This window comes from Bradyrhizobium sp. NC92, assembly GCF_025200865.1.
Taxonomy (GTDB): Bacteria; Pseudomonadota; Alphaproteobacteria; order Rhizobiales; family Xanthobacteraceae; genus Bradyrhizobium.
This window is the reverse complement of sequence record NZ_CP104171.1, coordinates 242,744-263,282: the sequence shown is the minus strand read 5'-3', so window position 1 is coordinate 263,282 and position 20,539 is coordinate 242,744. Positions and strand designations below refer to the sequence as shown.

Sequence of the window (20,539 nt, the reverse complement as noted above, 5' to 3'; positions counted from 1 at the left end):
GCGAAGCGCGGGTGAGGGCAACGGCATCAAAACTTCAGCTTCTTGAACACCACTTCCGGCAACGTCTTGATGATCAACATCACGAGGCGCCATTTGGCGCTGACATAGACGATATCGGTCTTGTTCTCGACGGCGCGAAGGATCGCATCGCCGACGACGGGAGCCTCGACGGTGAGCGGGCCGATCAGCTTCATGCCTTCGGTCATCCTGGTGCGGACGAAGCCGGGCTTGACCGTGACGACGTGGACGCCGCCCCGGCTGGCGCGGGCGCGCAGGCCGGACAGGAAGGCGGAGAAGCCGGCCTTCGCCGAGCCATAGACATAGTTCGAGGCGCGGCCGCGATCGCCGGCAACCGAGGACACGCCGACCAGCGTGCCGCTGCCGCGGCTCAAGAACTTTTCCGCGAACAGGCCAAGGATCAGCGCCGGGCCCTCGTAGTTGGAGCGCATGATCGCGGTGGCGTGGCCGAGATCGCTCTCGGCCTGTTGCTGCACCCCGAGCAGGCCGACGATCGAGATGACGACATCGGGCAGCGCGGGAAGGCCGGCGACGAAGCCTTCGAACGAGGCGGTGTCGAGCACGTCGAAGGTGTGGAGGCCGACCTCGACCTTGTAGCGCGCGCGCAGATCGGCGGCGTCAGGCTCCAGCGCGGCGAGGTCGCGGCCGGCGAGCCCCACATCGTATCCCGCTTTGGCGAAGGCGCGCGCCGCGGCGCGGCCGATGTCGGATGAGCCACCCAGGACCAGTACAGACTTGCGCGACGTCACGGCCTAGACCTCATCAAACAGACGTTGTGAAAGCTTGGAGCGGATATTGCCGGCGGGATCGAGCGATTTGCGGATCGCGTTGAAGCGCGACAGCGCGGGATAGCCGGCATTGAGCGTCTCGCGCGACTGGCGCGCATCCTTGGCGAGATAAAGCCGCCCGCCGGCCTCGACGACGAGGCGATCGATCTCGTCGAGAAAATTCAGGATGTCGCCCCGCACCGGGAAATCCAGCGCCAGCGTGTAGCCGGGCAGCGGAAACGACAGGATGCCGTCGCCCTGGCCTAGCTTCTTCAGCACCGCGAGGAAGGAGGCATCGCCGCGCCGCGCGACGCGATCGAGGATCTCGCCGAGCACGTCGCGCGCGCCGTTTTCCGGGATCACACATTGATGCTGCAGGAAGCCGCGCTTGCCGTAGATGCGATTCCAGTCGGCAATGCTGTCGAGCGGGAAGAAATAAGGATAGAGCGAGACCACATGGCTGCGGCCGGCGCGGCGCGCGCCCATGCGGTAATACAGCTCGTTGAAGGCACGGATGCTGAAGCGGTTCAGCGTCATCGAGGGCAAATCGATGGGGACGCCGAGACCGGGATCCTTGCCGGCGGGAAACGCGGCGGCACCGGCGGGAAGCTCGTCCTTGCCGGCGTGCTCGCCGAGATAGACCAGCGAGCGGCCAAGATCCTTGCCGCGCGCGGCACAATCGATCCAGGCCACCGAATAGGTCGCGGCATCGCCTGCATCGAGCGCGCGCATCGCCGCATCGAGATCGGATGCCGAGATCACGCGCTCGCGGACCCATCCGGTTTCGACCTTGCGCAGCCGTAGCGTCGCCTCGAGGATGATTCCGGTCAGACCCATGCCGCCGATTGTGGCAAAGAACGCATCGGAGTTCTGCTCGCGCGAGGCCTCGATGGCCTCGCCCTCGCCCGTGCGCAGCAGGATGCTGTCGACGTAACGGCCGAAGCCGCCCTCGCAATGATGGTTCTTGCCGTGCACGTCGGCGGCGATGGCGCCGCCGATCGACACGAAGCGCGTGCCGGGCAGCACGAAGGGCAGAAAACCGCGCGGGCCGAAAGAGTCGATCAGATCCGAGAGCAGCACGCCGGCCTCGAGGCGGATGCGTCCACTCGCCGGATCGAACCACCTGATGCGGTCGAAGCCCGTCATCGCGACGGTCCTGGCGACCCCGATCGCGGCATCGCCATAGGCGCGGCCATTGCCGCGCGCCACGGTGCCGGACACCATGGCTTCAGCAACGGCCTCGAACGACCGCGGCCGCAGCACGTCGCTATCGACGACCGGGAAACGGCCCCAGCCGCTGACGAGGGTCATGGTTCAGCTCCTGTGCCGGGCGCACCGCCCTGCATTCCGAAACTGAGTACCGATCAAAAGCTTATATTGCGTTGAAGGCGCGGCAGGCGCGTAGATGGGGTAACGGGCCTACCGTCCCAACGCCAGCGCGATCAGGCCGAGGGTGCCGACGATGACGCGCCACCAGGCGAACAGCACGAAGCCGTGGCGGGTGACGTAGGTCAGGAACGTCTTCACCACGATGATAGCAGTGATGAACGAGACCACGAAGCCGATCGCGACGATGTTCATGTGATCCATCGTCATCTCGGCGCGGTTCTTGTAGAAATCGTAGGCGAACGCACCGATCATGGTGGGGATGGCGAGGAAGAAGGAGAACTCCGCCGCCGCGCGCTTGTCGGCGCCCAAGAGCATCGCAGCGACGATGCTGGCGCCGGAGCGCGACACGCCCGGGATCATCGCCACGCATTGCGCGATGCCGATATAGAGATACATCAAGAGCGGAAACTTGGTGGCGTCGTGCTCGCGCGGCTTGAGATCGAGCTTGTCGACCCAGAGCAGGATGGCGCCGCCGACGATCAGCGTGAAGCACACGACCCACGGATTGAACAGCAGGGTCTTGATGTATTTGCCGGCGACGAGGCCGACGATCACGGCCGGCAGGAACGCCACCAGCACGCCGATCACGAAGCGGCGCGCATAGGCATCGCCCGTGAACAGGCCGATCACGACATCCCAGAGCTTCCTGAAGTAGAGCCCCACGATCGCGAGGATCGCGCCCAGCTGGATCAGGACCGTAAACGAATCCCAGAACGCACCTTCGCCGAGATGGAAGAAGCGCTCCGCGAGCAGGAGGTGGCCGGTCGAGGATACGGGAAGGAACTCGGTCACACCCTCGATGATGCCGAGGATCACTGCCCGTATTGCGTCTGACATATTTACGGTCCATTTCGGCTGGAAAAGCGGGGCTCTTCTCGCCTATTCGCCCCCATGCCGCAATCGCAAAATGCGACATCACGCCCTTGCTTCGCGGTTTTGAAGGGCTAGTGTGGCGCCGCACAAACATTGATGGATTCTTAAGCACCATCAAATAGTCAAAGGCTTCATGTTTACGCTGTTTCATCATCCGTTCTGCCCGCATTCGCGCTTCATCCGCCTGATCGTGGGTGAATACGGGCTCGACCTGAAGCTGGTCGAGGAGCGCAGCTGGGAGCGGCGCGAGGCGTTTCTGCTGCTGAATGCTGCCGGCACCACGCCTGTGCTGGTGGACAAGGAACAGCCGCCGATCCCGGGCGCGGCCATCATCGCCGAATACGTCGACGAGGCCTATGGCGCGGGGATGGGTGTCAAGCGCCTGATGCCGGAGACCACCTTCGAGCGCGTCGAGGTGCGCCGGCTGATGGCCTGGTTCAACGAAAAGTTCTTCGAGGAGGTCTCGCACCCCCTCGTCACCGAGCGCATCTACAAGCGCTTCATGAGCGAGGAGAACGGCGGCGGCCCGCCTTCGGCCGACGTGATGCGCGCAGCGAAAGCCAATGTGCGCTATCATCTGGCTTATATCGGCTGGCTGGCGCAGACGCGCAATTTCCTCGCCGGCGACCGGCTCACCTACGCGGATCTCGCCGCCGCGGCGCATCTCTCGGCGATCGACTATCTGGGCGACGTGCCATGGAGCGAGGACGACGCAGCAAAGGCGTGGTACGCGCGGGTGAAATCCCGCCCGTCGTTCCGTCCGCTGCTGAGCGAATGGCTGGCCGGCGTGCCGGCGTCGCGGACCTATGTGGACCTGGATTTCTGAGCTCCGACCCGACTGAGCTGAAGGCGGCGCTGGCGCGCGAAGCGCACGCGCTCGGCTTCGACTGCATCGGCGTCACCGCGCCGGGCACGATCGATGCGGCCGGAAAATACTTCCTCGAATTCATCGCCTCGGGCGGCCATGGCGACATGGACTGGCTGGCGAACCAACCGGAGCGCCGCGTCGATCCGCGCGGGCTGTGGGCCGACGTGCGCAGCGTGATCATGCTCGGCGTCAATTACGGTCCCGACTCCGATCCGCTCGCGGTCCTGAAGCAGCGCACGCGCGCGGCGATCTCGGTCTATGCGCAAGGTGACGACTATCATGACATCATCAAGAAGCGGCTGAAGGCGCTGGCGCGCTGGCTGGTGGCGACCGCGCCGTCGGACGTGAAGGTGTTCGTCGACACTGCGGCGGTGATGGAAAAGCCGCTGGCGCAGACCGCGGGCCTTGGCTGGCAGGGCAAGCACACCAACCTCGTCTCGCGCGAGTTCGGCTCGTGGCTGTTTCTCGGTGCGATCTACACCACGCTCGATCTGCCGCACGATGCCGCCGAGATCGATCATTGCGGCTCGTGCCGGGCCTGTCTCGACATCTGCCCGACCGCGGCCTTTCCCGCGCCCTACAAGCTCGATGCGCGGCGCTGCATCTCGTATCTCACGATCGAGAACAAAGGGCCGATCCCGCACGAGTTTCGCAAGGCTATCGGTAATCGCATCTATGGCTGCGACGATTGCCTCGCGGCATGCCCCTGGAACAAGTTCGCGCAGGAGGGGCGCGAGGCCAAGCTCGCCGCGCGCGACGAATTGCGCGCGCCTGATCTCGCCGAGCTGGCACGGCTCGACGATGCCGCGTTTCGTGCGCTGTTCACGAAGTCGCCGGTGAAGCGCATCGGCCGCGACCGGTTCTTGCGGAATGTGCTGATTGCGATCGGCAACTCAGGCGAGGCGGCGCTGGCGGACGAGGCGCGGCGGTTACTCGATGACTCAAGCCCACTGGTACGCGGGGCGGCGGTGTGGGCGCTGGGGCAGTTGGTGTCACGAGAAGAGTTTGAGGCGATGAGATCTGCTGCTGCGCGCAAGGAGCACGACGATAGCGTGCGTGAGGAGTGGCGAGCTGCGTCCTAATTCTCTGCTGTCATTCCCCGCGAAAGCGGGGAATCCAGTACGCCGCGGCCTGTCGATTCAACCACAACCGCCGCGGAGCACTGGATCGCCCGGTCAAGCCGGGCGATGACACCTTTTGTATGGTGAGCACACACGCCTTCACTACCCTTGATTTCCCCGCGCGTTCCCGCAATCTCGCGCGTCATGACAAACATGCCTTTCTTCACCCGGGAGGGTGACACATTCCATCCGACGGAAGTCGCCAACGGTCCATGGGATCCGAAATCGCTGCACGGGCGCGTCATCATCGGCCTGCTCGGCTTCGTCATCGAGGAGCGCCATTCCGGGCCCGAATTCGTGCCGGCGCGGCTCACGGTCGACATGTTCCGGCTGCCGACCATCGACAAGCCGATCGAGGTGACGACGCGCCTGGTGCGCGATGGACTGCGCATCCGCGTGGTCGAGGCGGAGTTTCTTTCCGGCGGCGTCAGCATGGCGCGCGCCTCGTGCCAGCTGCTGCGCAAAACGCAGAATCCCGATGGCAATGTGTGGTCGCCGCCGAACTGGGATGCGCCGAAACCATCCGACATTCCCAAGCCGACCGATCCCCGGCTCGGCATGAACGGCAAATGGGCGACGCGCCCCATCGTTGGCCATATGGGCTCGCTGGGCCCGCGCCGGCTGTGGATGAGCGAGGTGCGCGAGCTCGTCGCCGGCGCCGCGATGACACCGTTCGTCCATGTCGCCACCGGCGCCGATTTTGCCAGCCCGTTTGCCAATGCGGGCGACCAGGGGCTCGGCTACATCAACAGCGACGTCACGATCTACCTGCACCGCCTGCCGGTGTCGGAGTGGATCGGCTTCGAGGTGGTGAACCACCACGCCACCGACGGCGTCGCGATCGGCGAATGCTGGCTCCATGACGAAGCGGGCCCGATCGGCACCGCGACGGTGGCCGCGCTGGCGCAGCGCAAGCCGATGGCGAATCCGTCGAAGCGTTAGCTCACTGCCGTTATTCCGGGGCGTGACGAAGTCACGAGCCCGGAATCCATCGGACGGCAGAGTTGGTGGAGGAATGGATTCCGGGTTCGCGCTACGCGCGCCCCGGAATGACGGCTAGATGCCGCTGCATCTCCGGCCGCGCCTTGAGCTCGGCGCCCTGCTTTGCGACGATCTTCGCGATCCGCTCCGGGGCAAACTTCAAATCGACGAACGCCGGCGCGGTGTTTGCGACTTCATGATAGCTCGCGATCCTGCCGTCCTTCAGCGTCATGATCGCGACGCCCTCGAACATCGCGCGCGCGCCGTTCGCTTCCGGCAATGTCGATTTGTAGCTGAAGGTGTAGCGCGCATAGAGCGTGGTGCCGTCGGTGACGGGGTCATGCATGTCCCAGCGGAAATCCGTCGCCGTGCGATAGAACCAGTCGTCGATCATCGCGGCGATCTTCGTGCGGCCGGCGAAGGCACCGTAGAAAACGTCGTGATAGACGCCGTCCTCGGTGAAGAGCTCGGCGAAGGCTTTGCAGTTGCGCTGCTCGACCGCGTCGCAGAAGGCCCGCAGCATGGCGGTGACGGTTGTCATTGGCGTTTCTCCCTTCCCGTTTCTGTCATGCCCCGCGAAGGCGGGGCATCCAGTACGCCGCGGCTTCTCGGCTTGAGCACGATGGCCTCTGGAATACTGGATTGCCCGCCTTCGCGGGCAATGACAGCGAGCACTGCAACTTCACCCGATCTCCGCCACCGCGGCAAGAATGCGCGCGATGTCCTGCGGGCGGGACAGGCGGTGATCGCCGTCCTGGATCATGGTCAGCACGACGTCGTCGGCCGGCAGGCGATGGGTGAGCGCGAACGCATGCTGCCACGGCACATCGGGATCCTTCGCGCCCTGCAGGATGCGGACGGGGCAGCCGAGATCGATGGCGCTGCCGAGCACGAGGTGATTGCGCCCCTCCTCGATCAGGTTCCGCGTGATCGGATAGGGCGTGCCGTCGCCGTACTCCGACGGGCGCAGCCAGAAGCCCCTGGTCTCGATCTCCTTCTTCACCGCGGGCGAGAAATTCTTCCACATCAGCTCTTCGGTGAAATCGGGCGCCGGCGCGATCAGCACGAGCCCTGCGAGCGACGCTTTGCCGGCACGCTTCTTGATCTCGCGGGCGAGCAGCAGCGCCATCCAGCCGCCCATGGAGGAGCCGATCAGGATTTGCGGGCCGTCGCAGAAGCGCTCGAACACCGCAACACTATCCTCGAGCCAGCGGCCGATGGTTCCGTCGGCGAAATCGCCGCTGGATTCGCCGTGACCGGAATAGTCGAACCGGACGATTGCGCGTCCGCGCTCGTGGGCCCAGGCATCCAGCGCGACGGCCTTGCCGCCCTGCATGTCCGACTTGAAGCCGCCCAGCCAGACCAGGCCGGGGCCTTTTCCGGGACGGCGGCGCACCGCGATCCGGCGTGCGGACGGCCCTTCGCCCACATCGATGAACTCAGGCGCGGCATCGGGAATTGCATCGGTCATGGAACGTTTACTCTGGCTGTGCGGTTTGAGCTGTCCGGACCTGTTCCGAAAGCACGACCGGCATCGCTATTGGTCCTTTGGGACGCTTGCGGAACAGAGGCAAGGTGTCTATGTCGGTCAGCGTGCCGAGGGCCGTGACCAAAATGCCTCGCATTTGAGGGTTTTTCGCGCCTCGTACCAGCGACTTGCTTGCCGGCAAACGCATCTTCCTTCAAAATAGCCGCTTCTTTCACAACTTTGGAGAACCACCCATTCGCCGTCCTAATAAAGCTCCGCCCGCTGCCAGCAAAGACGGGCCGCGCATCAATGATGATATCCGCAATGCGCAGATCCAGCTGATCGACCAGACCGGTGACAACAAGGGCACGGTCGAAACGGTCGTCGCCATCCGGATGGCCCAGGAAGCTGGCATGGATCTGGTCGAGATTTCGCCGAATACCAGCCCTCCCGTCTGCAAGATCATGGACTACGGGAAGTACAAGTATTCCGCCCAGAAGAAAGCCGCGGAAGCCCGCAAGCGGCAGAAGACCGTCGAGATCAAGGAGATCAAGCTCCGTCCGATGATCGACGATCACGATTACGACGTGAAGATGCGCGCGATGCAGCGGTTCTTCGAAGAGGGCGACAAGGTGAAGATCACGCTGCGCTATCGCGGCCGCGAAATGGCGCACCAGGAGATCGGCACCAAGTTGCTCGACAAGATCAAGACCGACGTCGCCGAGCTCGCCAAGGTCGAGCAGGACGCGCGGTTCGAAGGTCGCCAGGTCGTCATGGTGCTGGCGCCGCGCTGACGCGCAACGCTTTGGGACTTGAGAATGCAACGGCCCGTCCGGATCCCCGGCGGGCCGTTTGTGTATCAGGTCCGCGTCGCCTGCCAGGTGCCGCTGCACTGGTCGCCCAAAATGATGCCCTTCCACGACCCGGCGCCGTTCACGCGGGCGAGCCGGCCGCCGCCGCTGGCGTGGGAGGCGCCGACCGAGACCTGGACGGCGACAGCGCCGGAGCGGTTGACCCGGCCCGAGACCCGGCCGCCGCCGGCGGAGGAGACGCGGGTGCCTGTCACGGTGAAGGGAACGCTGTAGCCCGAGCTGCAATTGCCGCGGGTGGTGGCGAAGGTGACGTTCCAGATGCCGTCATAGCGGCCGGCGCGGGCATCGGCGGCCTGAGGCAGCGCAGCCGCGGCGAGCACGGCGAACAGCGCCAGACGGCGCGGACGAGCGAAATCGGCCAGTGAAATCAAAAGTTGCGGGAAATGAGCCATTTTGGACCTGCTTCAGCGAGAAGGCTTGGACATGAGGGTAGCAGCGTCCAATAGTCGGCGGGGTGGTTTTGGCGGTTCATCGTTGCCAATTGGCCTGTGCTCTGTCATAAGCCCAGCCTTCATCGCCCGGCTGATTTACGGGCTGCCGTGGCGGTGTCTCGTGCGGGTTTCGCGCTTGTTCGCAAAACCTGAGCACAATCAACGCTCTAACGAGCATTATTGACGGTCCAGCCGCCTTCGCGGGCGGATCTCTGTGGCCATTAGGAGAGCCAAATGCCCAAGCTGAAGACCAAATCGGGCGCTAAAAAGCGCTTCAAGGTGACTGCCACCGGCAAAGTGATGCACGCCCAGCGCGGCAAGCGTCACGGCATGATCAAGCGGACGAAGAAGCAGATCCGTCAGCTCCGCGGCACCCGCGTGCTGTTCAAGACCGACGGCGACAACGTCAAGAAGTACTTCTTGCCGAACGCCTGATCGCGTCCACGATCATTGCCATCCCTGCCGCGTCCGCGCGGCGATCCGATAACCAAAGTCATCTCTGAAGGATTTCGTCATGTCTCGCGTCAAACGCGGTGTGACCGCCCACGCCAAGCACAAGAAAGTCTACAAGGCCGCCAAGGGCTTCTACGGCCGCCGCAAGAACACCATCCGCGCCGCCAAGCCGGCCGTGGAGAAGGCCCAGCAATACGCCTTCCGCGACCGCAAGCGTCGCAAGCGCACCTTCCGCGCGCTCTGGATCCAGCGCCTCAACGCTGCCGTCCGTCCGTTCGGCCTGACCTACAGCCGATTTATCGACGGCTTGGCCAAGTCGGGCATCACCGTGGACCGCAAGGTGCTGTCGGATCTCGCGATCCGCGAGCCTGCCGCGTTCCAGGCGATCGCCGAGAAGGCCAAAGCCGCGCTGGCGGCGTAAGCCGCCCAACTGCGCAACTTGCGCAGCATTGAGCTTGTGATGGCCCGGGCAGAGGCGCGTCTCGCGCTTCATCGCCCCGGCCGTCATCTCTCGCGCAAAGCACAACTTCTCCGACGTGGATGCCCGGCGAATCTAACGCGAAGACGCGCTTCGCGCTTTTGGGCCGGGCGTGACGGGCTAGGATCATCGGCTCAGCATCCTGGCCAAAAGGGATTGCCATGACCGATCTTGCCCAGCTCCAAGCCCAGATCATCACCGACATCGCCGCGGCTGCCGACGAGGCTGCGTTAGAGGCCGTGCGCGTTGCAGCCCTCGGCAAGAAGGGCTCGATCTCGGCGCTGCTCGCCACGCTCGGCAAGATGTCGCCGGACGAGCGCAAGACGCAAGGCGCGGCGATCAACCAGGCCAAGGACGAAGTCAGCCAGGCGCTTGCGGCGCGACGCGACGTGCTGAAGTCGGCCGCGCTGGATGCGCGGCTGGCGTCCGAGACCGTCGACGTCACCCTGCCGCTGCGCGATACGGCGGCGGAGGCCGGCCGCATCCATCCGCTGAGCCAGGTCTGGGACGAGCTCACCACCATCTTCGCCGACATGGGATTCTCGGTGGCCGAAGGCCCTGATATCGAGACCGACGACTACAACTTCACCAAGCTGAATTTTCCGGAAGGCCATCCGGCGCGCGAGATGCACGACACGTTCTTCTTCCATCCGAGGGAGGACGGCTCGCGCATGCTGCTGCGGACCCACACCTCGCCGGTGCAGGTGCGCACCATGCTGAGCCAGAAGCCGCCGATCCGCGTGATCTGCCCGGGCCGCACCTACCGCATCGATTCGGACGCGACCCACACGCCGCAATTCCATCAGGTCGAGGGCCTCGTCATCGACAAACACTCGCATCTCGGCCACCTCAAATGGATCCTGCACGAGTTCTGCAAGGCGTTCTTCGAGGTCGACCACATCAACATGCGCTTCCGGCCCTCGTTCTTCCCGTTCACCGAGCCGTCGCTCGAAGTCGACATCCAGTGCCGCCGCGACAAGGGCGAGATCCGCTTCGGCGAGGGCGAGGATTGGCTCGAGATCCTCGGCTGCGGCATGGTGCATCCGAACGTGCTGCGCGCCTGCGGCATCGATCCCGACGAGTACCAGGGCTTTGCCTGGGGCATGGGCATCGACCGCATCGCCATGCTGAAATACGGCATCGCCGACCTGCGCCAGCTGTTCGACAGCGACGTCCGCTGGCTGTCCCACTACGGCTTCAAGCCGCTCGAAGTACCAACGCTTGCCGGAGGGCTGAGCACGTGAAATTCACCCTCTCCTGGCTGAAGGATCATCTCGAGACCGACGAGCCTTTGGACAAGCTCGCCGACAAGCTCACCATGATCGGGCTCGAGGTCGAGAACATCGAGGACAAGGCGAAGGCGCTGAAGCCGTTCACCATTGCGAAGGTGATCTCGGCCGAGCAGCATCCGAATGCGGATCGCCTGCGGGTCTGCATGGTCGATACCGGCGACGGTGGTGCGCCGGTGCAGGTCGTGTGCGGCGCGCCGAATGCGCGCACGGGCCTCGTCAGTGTGTTCTCACCGCCCGGCACCTACATTCCCGGCAAGGACATCACGCTGGGCGTCGGCACCATTCGCGGCGTCGAGAGCCGCGGCATGCTGTGCTCGGCGGCCGAGCTGCAGATCTCCAACGACCATGACGGCATCATGGAATTGCCCGTGGACGCGCCGATCGGCGCGGCTTACGCCGAATGGGCCGGGCTCGGCGATCCCGTGATCGAGATCAACCTGACGCCGAACCGGCAGGACTGCACCGGCGTGCATGGCATCGCGCGCGATCTCGCCGCCGCCGACATGGGCAGGTTCAAGGACCCTACGATCAAGCCGATCAAGGGCGAATTCCCCTGCCCCGTGAAGGTCACGGTCGAGGATGCCACGCTCTGTCCGGGTTTTGCGCTCCGCCTGGTGCGCGGCGTCAAGAACGGACCGTCGCCGGAATGGCTGCAGAAGCGGCTGACCGCGATCGGGCTGCGTCCGATCAACGCGCTGGTCGACATCACCAACTTCATGACCTACGACCGTGCGCGCCCGCTGCACGTGTTCGACGCCAGGAAGGTGAAGGGCAATCTCGTCGTGCGCCGCGCGCGCGAGGGCGAGAGCCTGCTGGCGCTCGACGGCCGCACCTACAATCTCGATCCCGCCATTTGCGTGATCGCCGACGAGCATGGCGTCGAATCGCTCGCCGGCATCATGGGCGGCGAAGCCTCGGGCTGCGACGAGAACACGACTGACGTGCTGATCGAATCGGCGCTGTGGAACGAGATCAACATCGCCCAGACCGGCCGCAAGCTCGGCATCAATTCGGACGCGCGCTACCGCTTCGAGCGCGGCGTCGATCCGGCCTTCATGGTGCCCGGCGTCGAGCTCGCGACCAAGCTGGTGATGGAGATGTGCGGCGGCACGCCGTCCGAAACAGTCGTGGTCGGCAAAGCCTTCGCCGACGACCGCGTGATCGACTTCCCGGTCACGGAGGTGAAGCGCCTCTCCGGCATCGAGGTGCCGCAGGTCGAGATGAAGCGCATCCTGACCCATCTCGGCTTCATGATGGCGGGTCCCGGCCCGGTGGTGAAGGTCGCGGTGCCCTCGTGGCGCTCCGACGTGCACGGCAAGGCCGACATCGTCGAGGAGATCGTCCGCATCTTCGGCGTCGACAAGGTGCCGATGACGCCGTTCGAGCGCGGCGACGAGCCGCGCAAGCCGGTGCTCACGCCGCTGCAGCTGCGCACCCGCCGCGCGCGGCGCGCGCTCGCAAGCCGCGGCATGGTCGAAGCCGTCACCTGGTCGTTCATCGCCAAGCCGGCCGCCGAATTGTTCGGCGGCGGACAGCGCGAGCTCGAAGTGGCGAACCCGATCGCCTCGGATCTCTCCGACATGCGCCCGACCCTGCTCGCCGGCCTGATCGCGGCGGCGCAGGCCAATGCCGATCGCGGCTTCGGCGATGTCGCGCTGTTCGAGGTCGGCCAGGTGTTCAAGGGCGATCGCCCCCAGGACCAGTTCATGGCGGCGAGTGGCGTGCGCCGCGGCCTTGCTTCATCTGAAGGTCTCGGACGGCACTGGTCCGGCTCGGCGCAGGCCGACGTGTTCGACGCCAAGGCCGATGCGTTGGCGGTGCTGGCGGCCGCCGGCGCGCCGATGCAGGCGCTGCAGATCGTGGCGGGTGGTCCCGGCTGGCTGCATCCGGGCCGCTCCGGCACGATCCAGATCGGGCCGCAGAACGTGCTCGGATATTTCGGCGAAGTGCACCCCAAAGCGCTCGAGGCACTCGGCGCCGACGGGCCGCTTGTCGTGTTCGAGGTGATCCTCGACCGCATTCCCGAGGCCAAGAAGAAGCCGACGCGCGCCAAGCCCTTGATCGAGCTCTCGGCGTTCCAGCCGGTGTCGCGTGACTTCGCGTTCATTGTCGACCGCGGCGTCAGGGCCGGCGACATCGTTCGCGCCGCGCAAGGCGTCGACAAGAAGCTGATCACGGGCGTCAACGTCTTCGACGTCTACGAGGGCAAGGGCATCGATGACGGCAAGAAGTCGATCGCGATCGCGGTCACGCTTCAGCCCCGCGAAAAAACCCTGACCGATCAGGAGATCGAGGCCGTCGGCGCCAAGATCGTGGCCGAGGTCACCAAGAAGACCGGCGGCGTTTTGCGAGCATGACGCCGAAAAGTGTGAAGCGGTTTTCGGACAAAAGTCATGCTTGGGAGTCATAGAGCATGACCTTCGCTGATTTCCTTCCGAAGGACTTCAGCCTCACGATCGCGACGGCGCTCTGCGCCGTCGCTTTCGTTTCGGGCACCGCGCGCGGCTTCTCCGGCTTCGGCGCGGCGCTGATCTTCATGCCACTGGCAAGCAGCTTCGCGGCGCCGCGGCTCGTTGCAGCCCTGCTGCTCGTCATCGACTTCGTCGCGGCCGCGCCGCTGCTGCCCGAGGCCTGGCGGAAGGCCGATCGCAAGGCCACCGCGGTCATCGTGCTGGGCGCGCTGATCGGCGTACCCATCGGCACTTATTTCCTCAGCGTGCTCGAACCCGTCACCACGCGCTGGATCATCTCCTGCTTCGTCGCGGCGCTGTTGCTGCTATTGCTGTCGGGGTGGCGCTATCGCGGCAAGGACCACGCCTGGCTGTCGGTCGGCATCGGCGGCCTCTCCGGCTTCTGCAGCGGTCTCGCGCAGACCGGCGGCCCGCCGATCGTCGGCTACTGGCTCGGCCGCCCGATCGCGCCGATCGTCGCGCGCGCCAACATCGTGCTGTTCTTCGGCGCGTCGGATTTCTTCTCGATGGTCAGCTACGCAACCACCGGCCTGATCAGCCGCGAATCGCTGGTGCTGTCGCTGATCGTCGGCCCCGTCTACGCCCTCGGCGTCGCCTTCGGCGCCTCGCTGTTCGGGCGCGCGAGCGAGAAAGTGTTTCGCGGCATCTGCTACGCGCTGATTGCGATGGCCGTGATCTTTGGGCTGCCGGCGTTGGACGGCGTGTTGCGGTAACTACTGCCTCGGCACGCGCCGCTTCTTGGTCGACTGCGTCGGCACATCCGCAGGCTCGTCCTTGAGCGCGCCGATCTTGCGCAGGGCTGCATCCGCGGCGCGTTCGCCGCTGTCCCAGGCGCCATCGACGGTGCCCCAAAGCGTCTCGTGCGTGGCTTCGCCGGCGAGGAAGACATTGCCGATCGGCTCGGTCAGAATCTTTCGCGAGAGCTGGCCGCCGGGCGCAGACGCCGACATTGCGCCCATCACGTAGGGCGAGGCATTCCAGCGCGTGGCGCTGGTCTTCTGCACGGCGGAAGCAGCCTCGCTGCCGAACAGCTTTGCGATCCACTCCTTGGCAAAGGCCACCATCGCCTTCTCGCCCTGCTCCGAGAGATCGCGGCCGAACGAGCCGCCGACATCGATCGAGCACAGCGAGGAGCCGCCGATATTGGCGAACATCAACGCCGTGCGGGTCGAATTGCTCTGCTCGATGAGGATGTCGTCACGCGACAGGCCGAGCGGATTGCCCGGCAGCTGCAGCACGATGCGATCGTAGCTGCCGAGGCTGAGCTTCGATGCCGCATCCAGCGTTCGCTTGGGAATGTCGGGGGCGAACTTGATGGCGCCCGATGTCAGCACGTTGGTCGAGACCGTGACGATGGCGGCGCGCGCCGCGATCTTGCCGGCCTGCGTCTCGACGCTGACGTCGCGGTTGCTCCAGGCGATGCGGCTCGCCGGTGTCGCCAGCGCCACCGGCGCCTGCTCGGCGAGCCTGGCGATCAGCGTGCCGAGGCCCTGGCGGCAGGCGATCGCTGCGTTGCGGTCCTGCGCGCGTCCCTTGTCGATCGCGGACAGCTCCTTCAGGTCCTTGCCGGCGAAGCTCGCGCCCAGCATGAACTCGGCCGCGCCGGCCCAGTCGCCGAGATCCTTCGGCAGCACGGCGGCACAGGAGGTATCGAGCTTGCCCCGCGCGGCCTCGTCGATGGCACGGTTGGCGCGCACCAGGGCGGCCAGGAACTGCTCGGTCTCGCCTGCGCGGGCGTTGCGGCGGCCGATGCGCATCTTCTGGCCCGAGGGCGCCGGCAGCACGTCCAGCCCGGCACTGCGCGCCAGCCGGATCATCGGGTTGGTGTCGGGATTGTGCATCCAGCGCGCGCCGCGGTCGAACGGGGTGTCGAAGGTCGTGCTGTCGGTGATGCAGCGGCCGCCGACTTGCGATGCTGCTTCCACCACGATGACCTTGCGGCCCGTTGCAATGATACGCCGCGCCGCGGCAATTCCCGCAGCCCCCGCACCGATCACCACGATGTCGGCCTCGCGCGGCAGGGGCGCGGCGGATGCGCGCAGCACCGGCATCGCCGCAAGGACCGCGGACGCCGAAAGGAAGCCGCGGCGCGTGATTGTCATGTCATGGTTTCCGGGGACTTGCGGCGAACGGGAACAGCCCGCGAACCTTGCCGTATCTGATGTTGCGCAGCAACCATCATGGTGAATCAATCATGCTTGATCTCACAGAGCGATGAACCGAATTGCAACACGTTTCGACCATGATAGAGAAGGGAAAAAGACGGCCGGAAAAGGCCGTGGGGGGAGTTCGAGATGGGGACGGTCCTGGATTCTGTCGGCAAGCTGATTGCCGCGTACCTCTCAAAGGAGGTGCCGGGCTATGAGCCGTTCACGCCGAGCGACCCGGAGCATCTGCGCGGCGTCATCGCGCCCGGCGACGTGCTGCTGGTCGAGGGCAACAACCGCATCTCCGGCATCATCAAATATTTGACGCAGTCGACCTGGTCGCATGCCGCGCTCTATGTCGGTCCGATCGAGGGGGCAGAGGAGCCCAACGGCGAGCCGCATGTTCTGATCGAGGCCAATATCGGCGAAGGCGTCACCTCGGCACCGCTGTCGAAATATTTCCCCTATCACACCCGCCTCTGCCGCCCGGTCGGGCTGTCCTATGAGGACCGCACCACGGTCTGCCGCTATGCGATCAACCGCATCGGGTTCGGCTACGACACCAAGAACATCGTCGACCTCATGCGCTATCTGTTCCCGCTGCCGATACCGCAGCGCTGGCGCCGGCGCATGATCGCGATCGGCTCGGGCGACCCGACCAAGATCATCTGCTCGGCGCTGATCGCGCAGGCCTTCGACGCCGTGCGCTACCCGATCCTGCCGAAGATCACCAAGGCCGGCAGCCGCGCCGCGCGGCGCGAAATCCTGCACATCCGCGATTCCTCGCTCTACATGCCCCGCGACTTCGACATCTCGCCCTATTTCGAGGTGGTCAAGCCCACCATCGTCAATGGATTCGACTACACCGCCCTGCACTGGGCCGACAAGCAAAAGCCGCTCGAGGAGGTGGCGGGCACGTTCAGTGTGTTTCCAGAAACGCTCCGTGCGCCGCCGCTCGTTCCTGAGGCGATTGACGAAGAGACGCCGCTTGAGATTCCGGCTAAAGAAGTGAGCGCGCAAGCCGCGCAAGCCAGCGTTGTTTTCTCCGAGCACTTTGTGCTGCTCAGCGAGCTCGCGGTGTACCGCGCGCAGACGCGGGAGATGGCGGCTTAGGTTCGGCGCGCGGAGAGATCTCGCCCGGTCTCGTGGGGTGGGCAGAGGCGCGAAGCGCCGTGCCCACGTTCTCACGCGATCACTAACGGATGGTGGGCACGCTCCGCTTAGCCCACCCTACGAGACTTTTCCACCGTCATTGCGAGGAGCTCTTGCGACGAAGCAATCCAGACTGCCTCCGCGCTAAAAGTCTGGATTGCTTCGCTGCGCTCGCAATGACGGAAGAGAGCGCGGGTTACCGCTCCGCCCGTCCGATCACCGCCATCAACTCCGCGATCTTGGCGCGCTGGTCGGCCTTGTCGCCGCTCGCGATGGCGTGCTCGACGCAATGGGCGACGTGATCCTTCAGGACCTCTTCCTCGACCCGGCGCAGCGCGGCGCGCACCGCCGCGATTTGCGTCACGATGTCGATGCAGTAGCGGTCTTCCTCTACCATTTTCGAGAGACCACGAACCTGGCCCTCGATCCGGCCGAGACGTTTTCCGACGGATACCTTGATGTCCTTGCGCATGGGGACTATATACCCCTACCGGGTATAGGTTTCAAGACCAGGCGCAAAGGCCGGAACATGGCAATGAACAACAACGAGCACGAGCATCGTCACAGCGCGGAAACGCCTGCCGGGTGCGGCTGTTCCACGAAAGCTGCAGCGCCGGCGGCCAAGCCCGAGGCTCCCTCGTGCTGCGGCGGCCACGGCGATCATACCGGCCATGGCCATCATCACGCCCACGATCATGGCGACGCCGCAACCAAGGTCAAAGACCCCGTCTGCGGCATGAGCGTCGATCCCGCGACCTCGAAGCATCGCTTCGAACATCATGGCGAGACCTTCCATTTCTGCTCGGCCGGCTGCCGCACCAAGTTCGCCGCCGATCCCGCCAAGTATCTTGCCAAGTATCTTGCCAAGTATCTTGCCAAGGACAAGGCGCCCGAACCGGAGATGCCCGCGGGCACGATCTACACCTGCCCGATGCACCCGCAGATCCGCCAGATCGGGCCGGGCACGTGCCCGATCTGCGGCATGGCGCTGGAGCCTGAGGTCGCAAGCCTGGAGACCGGCCCCAATCCGGAGCTCGCCGACATGACGCGGCGGTTCTGGATCGGCGGCCTGCTGTCGCTGCCGCCGGTGGTGCTGGAGATGGGCGGCCATCTCGCAAGCCCCCACAGCTGGATCGATCCGACGCTGTCGAACTGGATCCAGCTCGTCTTCGCAACGCCCGTGGTGCTGTGGGCCGGCTGGCCGTTCTTCGTCCGCGGCTGGCAATCGCTGCTGACGCGCAATCTCAACATGTTCACGCTGATCGCGATGGGCACGGGCGTTGCCTATGTCTACAGCGTGCTCGGCACGGTCACACCGCAGATCTTCCCCGCCACCTTCCGCGGCCATGAAGGCGCGGTCGCGGTCTATTTCGAGGCGGCCGCGGTCATCACCGTGCTGGTGCTGCTCGGCCAGGTGCTGGAGCTGCGCGCCCGCGACGCGACCTCGGGCGCGATCAAGGCGCTGCTCCAGCTCGCCCCGAAGACCGCGCGCCGCGTCGACGCCGACGGAAGCGAACATGAGGTCGAGATCGACACGCTGCACGCCGGCGATCGCCTGCGCGTCCGCCCCGGCGAGAAGGTGCCGGTCGACGGCGTTATCCTCGAAGGCCGCTCGTCGCTCGACGAATCGCTGGTGACAGGCGAATCCATGCCGGTCACCAAGGAGCAAGGTGCAAAAGTCATCGCCGGCACGCTGAACCAGTCCGGCAGCTTCATCATGCGCGCCGACAAGGTCGGGCGCGAGACGCTGCTGTCGCAGATCGTGCAGATGGTCGCGGACGCACAGCGCTCGCGCGCGCCGATCCAGCGCCTGGCCGACCAGGTCGCCGGCTGGTTCGTGCCATCAGTGATCGTCGTCGCCATCGCAGCCTTTGGCGCGTGGGCCTGGTTCGGACCGGAGCCGCGGCTCGCCTTCGGCCTCGTCGCCGCCGTCAGCGTGCTGATCATCGCCTGCCCCTGCGCGCTCGGCCTGGCCACCCCGATGTCGATCATGGTCGGCGTCGGCCGCGGCGCGCAAGCCGGCGTCCTGATCAAGAACGCCGAGGCGCTGGAGCGGATGGAGAAGATCGACACGCTGGTAGTCGACAAGACCGGCACGCTGACCGAGGGCAAGCCCAAGGTGGTCTCGATCGTGCCGGCGTCCGGCTTCGCGGAGGATGACATCCTGCGCATTGCGGCCACCGTCGAGCGCGCCAGCGAGCATCCGCTGGCGGACGCCATCGTGCGCGCGGCCAAGGAAAAGCAGCTCCCCCTCGGCCAGGTCGAGCAGTTCGATTCACCGACCGGCAAGGGGGCGACCGGCAAGGTCGACGGCCAGACCGTCGTGCTCGGCAATGCCAGATATCTGTCGTCGATCGGCATCGATACCCAATCGCTCGACGCCGCAGCCGAACGGCTGCGCGGCGACGGCGCCACCGTGATCAACATGGCGGTCGACGGCCGGCTGGCCGGCCTGTTCGCGATCGCCGATCCGGTCAAGGCCTCGACGCCGGAGGCGCTGAAGGCGCTCGCGGCGGAAGGCATCAAGGTGATCATGCTGACCGGCGACAACCGCACCACGGCCGAGGCCGTGGCGCGCCGGCTCGGCATCGCCGAGGTCGAAGCGGAGGTGCTGCCGGACCAGAAGAGCGCGGTGGTGACAAAACTGCAGAAGGCCGGCCGCAGCGTCGCCATGGCCGGCGACGGCGTCAACGACGCGCCTGCGCTGGCGGCGGCCGAGGTCGGCATCGCCATGGGCACCGGCACCGACGTTGCGATGGAGAGCGCCGGCGTGACGCTGCTCAAAGGCGACCTCGTTGGCATCGTCCGCGCGCGGAAACTGTCTCAGGCGGCGATGAGCAACATCCGGCAGAACCTGTTCTTCGCCTTCATCTACAACGCCGCCGGGATTCCGATCGCGGCCGGCGTTCTCTATCCGGCGTTCGGTCTGTTGCTCTCCCCGATCATCGCCGCGGCGGCGATGGCGCTGTCCTCGGTGAGCGTCGTCGGCAACGCGCTGCGGCTGCGTGCGACGCGGCTGTGACCGCTTTGGCTGCGAGGTCGGTGCGCTCCCTCGCCCCGCTTGCGGGGAGAGGGTTGGGGTGAGGGGGAGTCTCCACAGGGACGGTGACAATTGGATTCGCGGAGAGTCCCCCTCACCCGGAATTCAAGCTACGCTTGAATTCCGACCTCTCCCCGCAAGGGGGCGAGGTGAGAGAGAGCGGCGCCCGCGGAGGACCTGATGCAGCGGATTACGATCACGATCGAGGACGATCTCCTGGCGGAGATCGACGCGGCGGCTGAAGCGCGCGGCTACCAGAACCGCTCCGAGATCATCCGCGACCTCGCGCGCGCCGGCCTGCAGCAGAGCGCCGAGGATACCGCGCAGACCGGCCAATGCGTCGCCGGCCTCGTCTACGTCTATGACCACGCGGCGCGCGATCTGTCGAAACGGCTGGTGCAGGAATTCCACGGCCACCACGACCTCGCGCTGGCGACGCTGCACGTCCACCTCGACGACAACAATTGCATGGAGATGACGGCGCTGCGCGGCGCGGCCGCCGAGGTCAGGCATTTCGCCGACCACATCATCGCCGAGCGCGGCGTGCGCTACGGCCGCGTGGTGATGATCCCGACGGGCGACGGCAAGTCGGCGAAGGCGCGCAGGCACGGGCATGGCCATCGGCACGAGTAGGCTACTCTAGGAGAGAGAGTAGCGGCTCTTACCTCCCCTGGAGGGGGAGGGTCGGCACGTGATCGAGCAGAGCGAGATCGCGTGA

The 20,539-nt window shown here is 65.6% G+C and carries 20 protein-coding genes; 12 read left to right on the top strand and 8 right to left on the bottom strand.

Annotated features, from left to right (window positions below):
* Positions 1-26: 26 nt before the first annotated feature.
* The 3 genes from N2602_RS01260 to N2602_RS01250 form a co-directional block, all read right to left on the bottom strand.
* A complete protein-coding gene (locus N2602_RS01260; protein ID WP_260381508.1) occupies positions 27-767 on the bottom strand; it encodes an SDR family oxidoreductase in 741 nt (246 codons plus the stop codon).
* Positions 768-770: 3 nt separating this feature from the next.
* Entirely contained in the window at positions 771-2,096 is a 1,326-nt protein-coding gene (locus N2602_RS01255; RefSeq protein WP_260381507.1) for an FAD-binding oxidoreductase, read from the bottom strand.
* Positions 2,097-2,204: 108 nt separating this feature from the next.
* Positions 2,205-3,011, bottom strand: a complete 807-nt coding sequence (locus N2602_RS01250) for an undecaprenyl-diphosphate phosphatase (protein ID WP_172789490.1) — start codon at positions 3,009-3,011, stop codon at positions 2,205-2,207.
* A gap of 169 nt (positions 3,012-3,180) precedes the next feature.
* Between N2602_RS01250 and N2602_RS01245 the strand changes: the two genes are divergently transcribed.
* From N2602_RS01245 to N2602_RS01235, 3 genes are all read left to right on the top strand, one after another.
* On the top strand, positions 3,181-3,873 hold the full coding sequence (locus N2602_RS01245; protein ID WP_172789489.1) for a glutathione S-transferase family protein: 693 nt from the start codon (positions 3,181-3,183) through the stop codon (positions 3,871-3,873).
* Positions 3,822-4,997, top strand: coding sequence for a tRNA epoxyqueuosine(34) reductase QueG (queG, locus tag N2602_RS01240; protein ID WP_172789488.1), 1,176 nt, complete (start codon positions 3,822-3,824; stop codon positions 4,995-4,997). Before N2602_RS01245 ends, queG begins: the two co-directional genes overlap by 52 nt.
* A gap of 183 nt (positions 4,998-5,180) precedes the next feature.
* Positions 5,181-5,978 carry a thioesterase family protein gene (locus tag N2602_RS01235; protein WP_260381506.1) on the top strand — a complete coding sequence of 266 codons (798 nt, stop codon included), beginning with the start codon at positions 5,181-5,183 and terminating at the stop codon, positions 5,976-5,978.
* 91 nt (positions 5,979-6,069) lie between these two features.
* On the opposite strand, the gene N2602_RS01230 is transcribed toward N2602_RS01235, so the two are convergent.
* Together N2602_RS01230 and N2602_RS01225 are read right to left on the bottom strand one after the other, a co-directional pair.
* Positions 6,070-6,558, bottom strand: coding sequence for a nuclear transport factor 2 family protein (locus N2602_RS01230; protein ID WP_260381505.1), 489 nt, complete (start codon positions 6,556-6,558; stop codon positions 6,070-6,072).
* A gap of 141 nt (positions 6,559-6,699) precedes the next feature.
* On the bottom strand, positions 6,700-7,488 hold the full coding sequence (locus N2602_RS01225) for a carboxylesterase (protein WP_260381504.1): 789 nt from the start codon (positions 7,486-7,488) through the stop codon (positions 6,700-6,702).
* Positions 7,489-7,739: 251 nt separating this feature from the next.
* Between N2602_RS01225 and infC the strand changes: the two genes are divergently transcribed.
* On the top strand, positions 7,740-8,279 hold the full coding sequence (infC, locus tag N2602_RS01220) for a translation initiation factor IF-3 (RefSeq protein WP_080134054.1): 540 nt from the start codon (positions 7,740-7,742) through the stop codon (positions 8,277-8,279).
* A 65-nt stretch (positions 8,280-8,344) separates the two neighbouring features.
* Here the strand turns inward: infC and N2602_RS01215 are convergent, their stop codons facing one another.
* Complete coding sequence (locus N2602_RS01215; RefSeq protein WP_172789484.1) at positions 8,345-8,749, bottom strand: hypothetical protein; 405 nt, start codon at positions 8,747-8,749, stop codon at positions 8,345-8,347.
* Positions 8,750-9,022: 273 nt separating this feature from the next.
* On the opposite strand from N2602_RS01215, the gene rpmI reads away from it, so the two are divergent.
* From rpmI to N2602_RS01190, 5 genes are all read left to right on the top strand, one after another.
* The gene (gene rpmI / locus N2602_RS01210; protein ID WP_008539890.1) at positions 9,023-9,223 is read left to right on the top strand and encodes a 50S ribosomal protein L35; all 201 of its coding nucleotides are present in this window, start codon (positions 9,023-9,025) and stop codon (positions 9,221-9,223) included.
* Positions 9,224-9,302: 79 nt separating this feature from the next.
* Positions 9,303-9,662 carry a 50S ribosomal protein L20 gene (rplT, locus tag N2602_RS01205; protein WP_027550107.1) on the top strand — a complete coding sequence of 120 codons (360 nt, stop codon included), beginning with the start codon at positions 9,303-9,305 and terminating at the stop codon, positions 9,660-9,662.
* Positions 9,663-9,880: 218 nt separating this feature from the next.
* Positions 9,881-10,963 carry a phenylalanine--tRNA ligase subunit alpha gene (gene pheS / locus N2602_RS01200; RefSeq protein ID WP_172789483.1) on the top strand — a complete coding sequence of 361 codons (1,083 nt, stop codon included), beginning with the start codon at positions 9,881-9,883 and terminating at the stop codon, positions 10,961-10,963.
* On the top strand, positions 10,960-13,368 hold the full coding sequence (gene pheT, locus N2602_RS01195) for a phenylalanine--tRNA ligase subunit beta (protein ID WP_172789482.1): 2,409 nt from the start codon (positions 10,960-10,962) through the stop codon (positions 13,366-13,368). The genes pheS and pheT overlap by 4 nt, the downstream gene beginning before the upstream one ends.
* Positions 13,369-13,424: 56 nt before the next feature.
* Positions 13,425-14,195, top strand: coding sequence for a sulfite exporter TauE/SafE family protein (locus N2602_RS01190; protein WP_172789481.1), 771 nt, complete (start codon positions 13,425-13,427; stop codon positions 14,193-14,195).
* Here N2602_RS01190 and N2602_RS01185 read toward each other — a convergent pair whose 3' ends face one another.
* Positions 14,196-15,584: an NAD(P)/FAD-dependent oxidoreductase gene (locus N2602_RS01185; RefSeq protein WP_260381503.1), complete on the bottom strand. Its 1,389-nt coding sequence runs from the start codon at positions 15,582-15,584 to the stop codon at positions 14,196-14,198. It lies immediately after the preceding gene.
* Positions 15,585-15,776: 192 nt separating this feature from the next.
* On the opposite strand from N2602_RS01185, the gene N2602_RS01180 reads away from it, so the two are divergent.
* Positions 15,777-16,742, top strand: coding sequence for a YiiX/YebB-like N1pC/P60 family cysteine hydrolase (locus tag N2602_RS01180; RefSeq protein ID WP_260381502.1), 966 nt, complete (start codon positions 15,777-15,779; stop codon positions 16,740-16,742).
* 235 nt (positions 16,743-16,977) lie between these two features.
* Here N2602_RS01180 and N2602_RS01175 read toward each other — a convergent pair whose 3' ends face one another.
* A complete protein-coding gene (locus N2602_RS01175) occupies positions 16,978-17,253 on the bottom strand; it encodes a metal-sensitive transcriptional regulator (RefSeq protein WP_260381501.1) in 276 nt (91 codons plus the stop codon).
* A gap of 63 nt (positions 17,254-17,316) precedes the next feature.
* On the opposite strand from N2602_RS01175, the gene N2602_RS01170 reads away from it, so the two are divergent.
* Both N2602_RS01170 and nikR read left to right on the top strand, forming a co-directional pair.
* Entirely contained in the window at positions 17,317-19,803 is a 2,487-nt protein-coding gene (locus tag N2602_RS01170) for a heavy metal translocating P-type ATPase (protein ID WP_260381500.1), read from the top strand.
* 198 nt (positions 19,804-20,001) lie between these two features.
* On the top strand, positions 20,002-20,454 hold the full coding sequence (nikR, locus tag N2602_RS01165; protein ID WP_260381499.1) for a nickel-responsive transcriptional regulator NikR: 453 nt from the start codon (positions 20,002-20,004) through the stop codon (positions 20,452-20,454).
* The last annotated feature ends 85 nt before the right edge of the window (positions 20,455-20,539 follow it).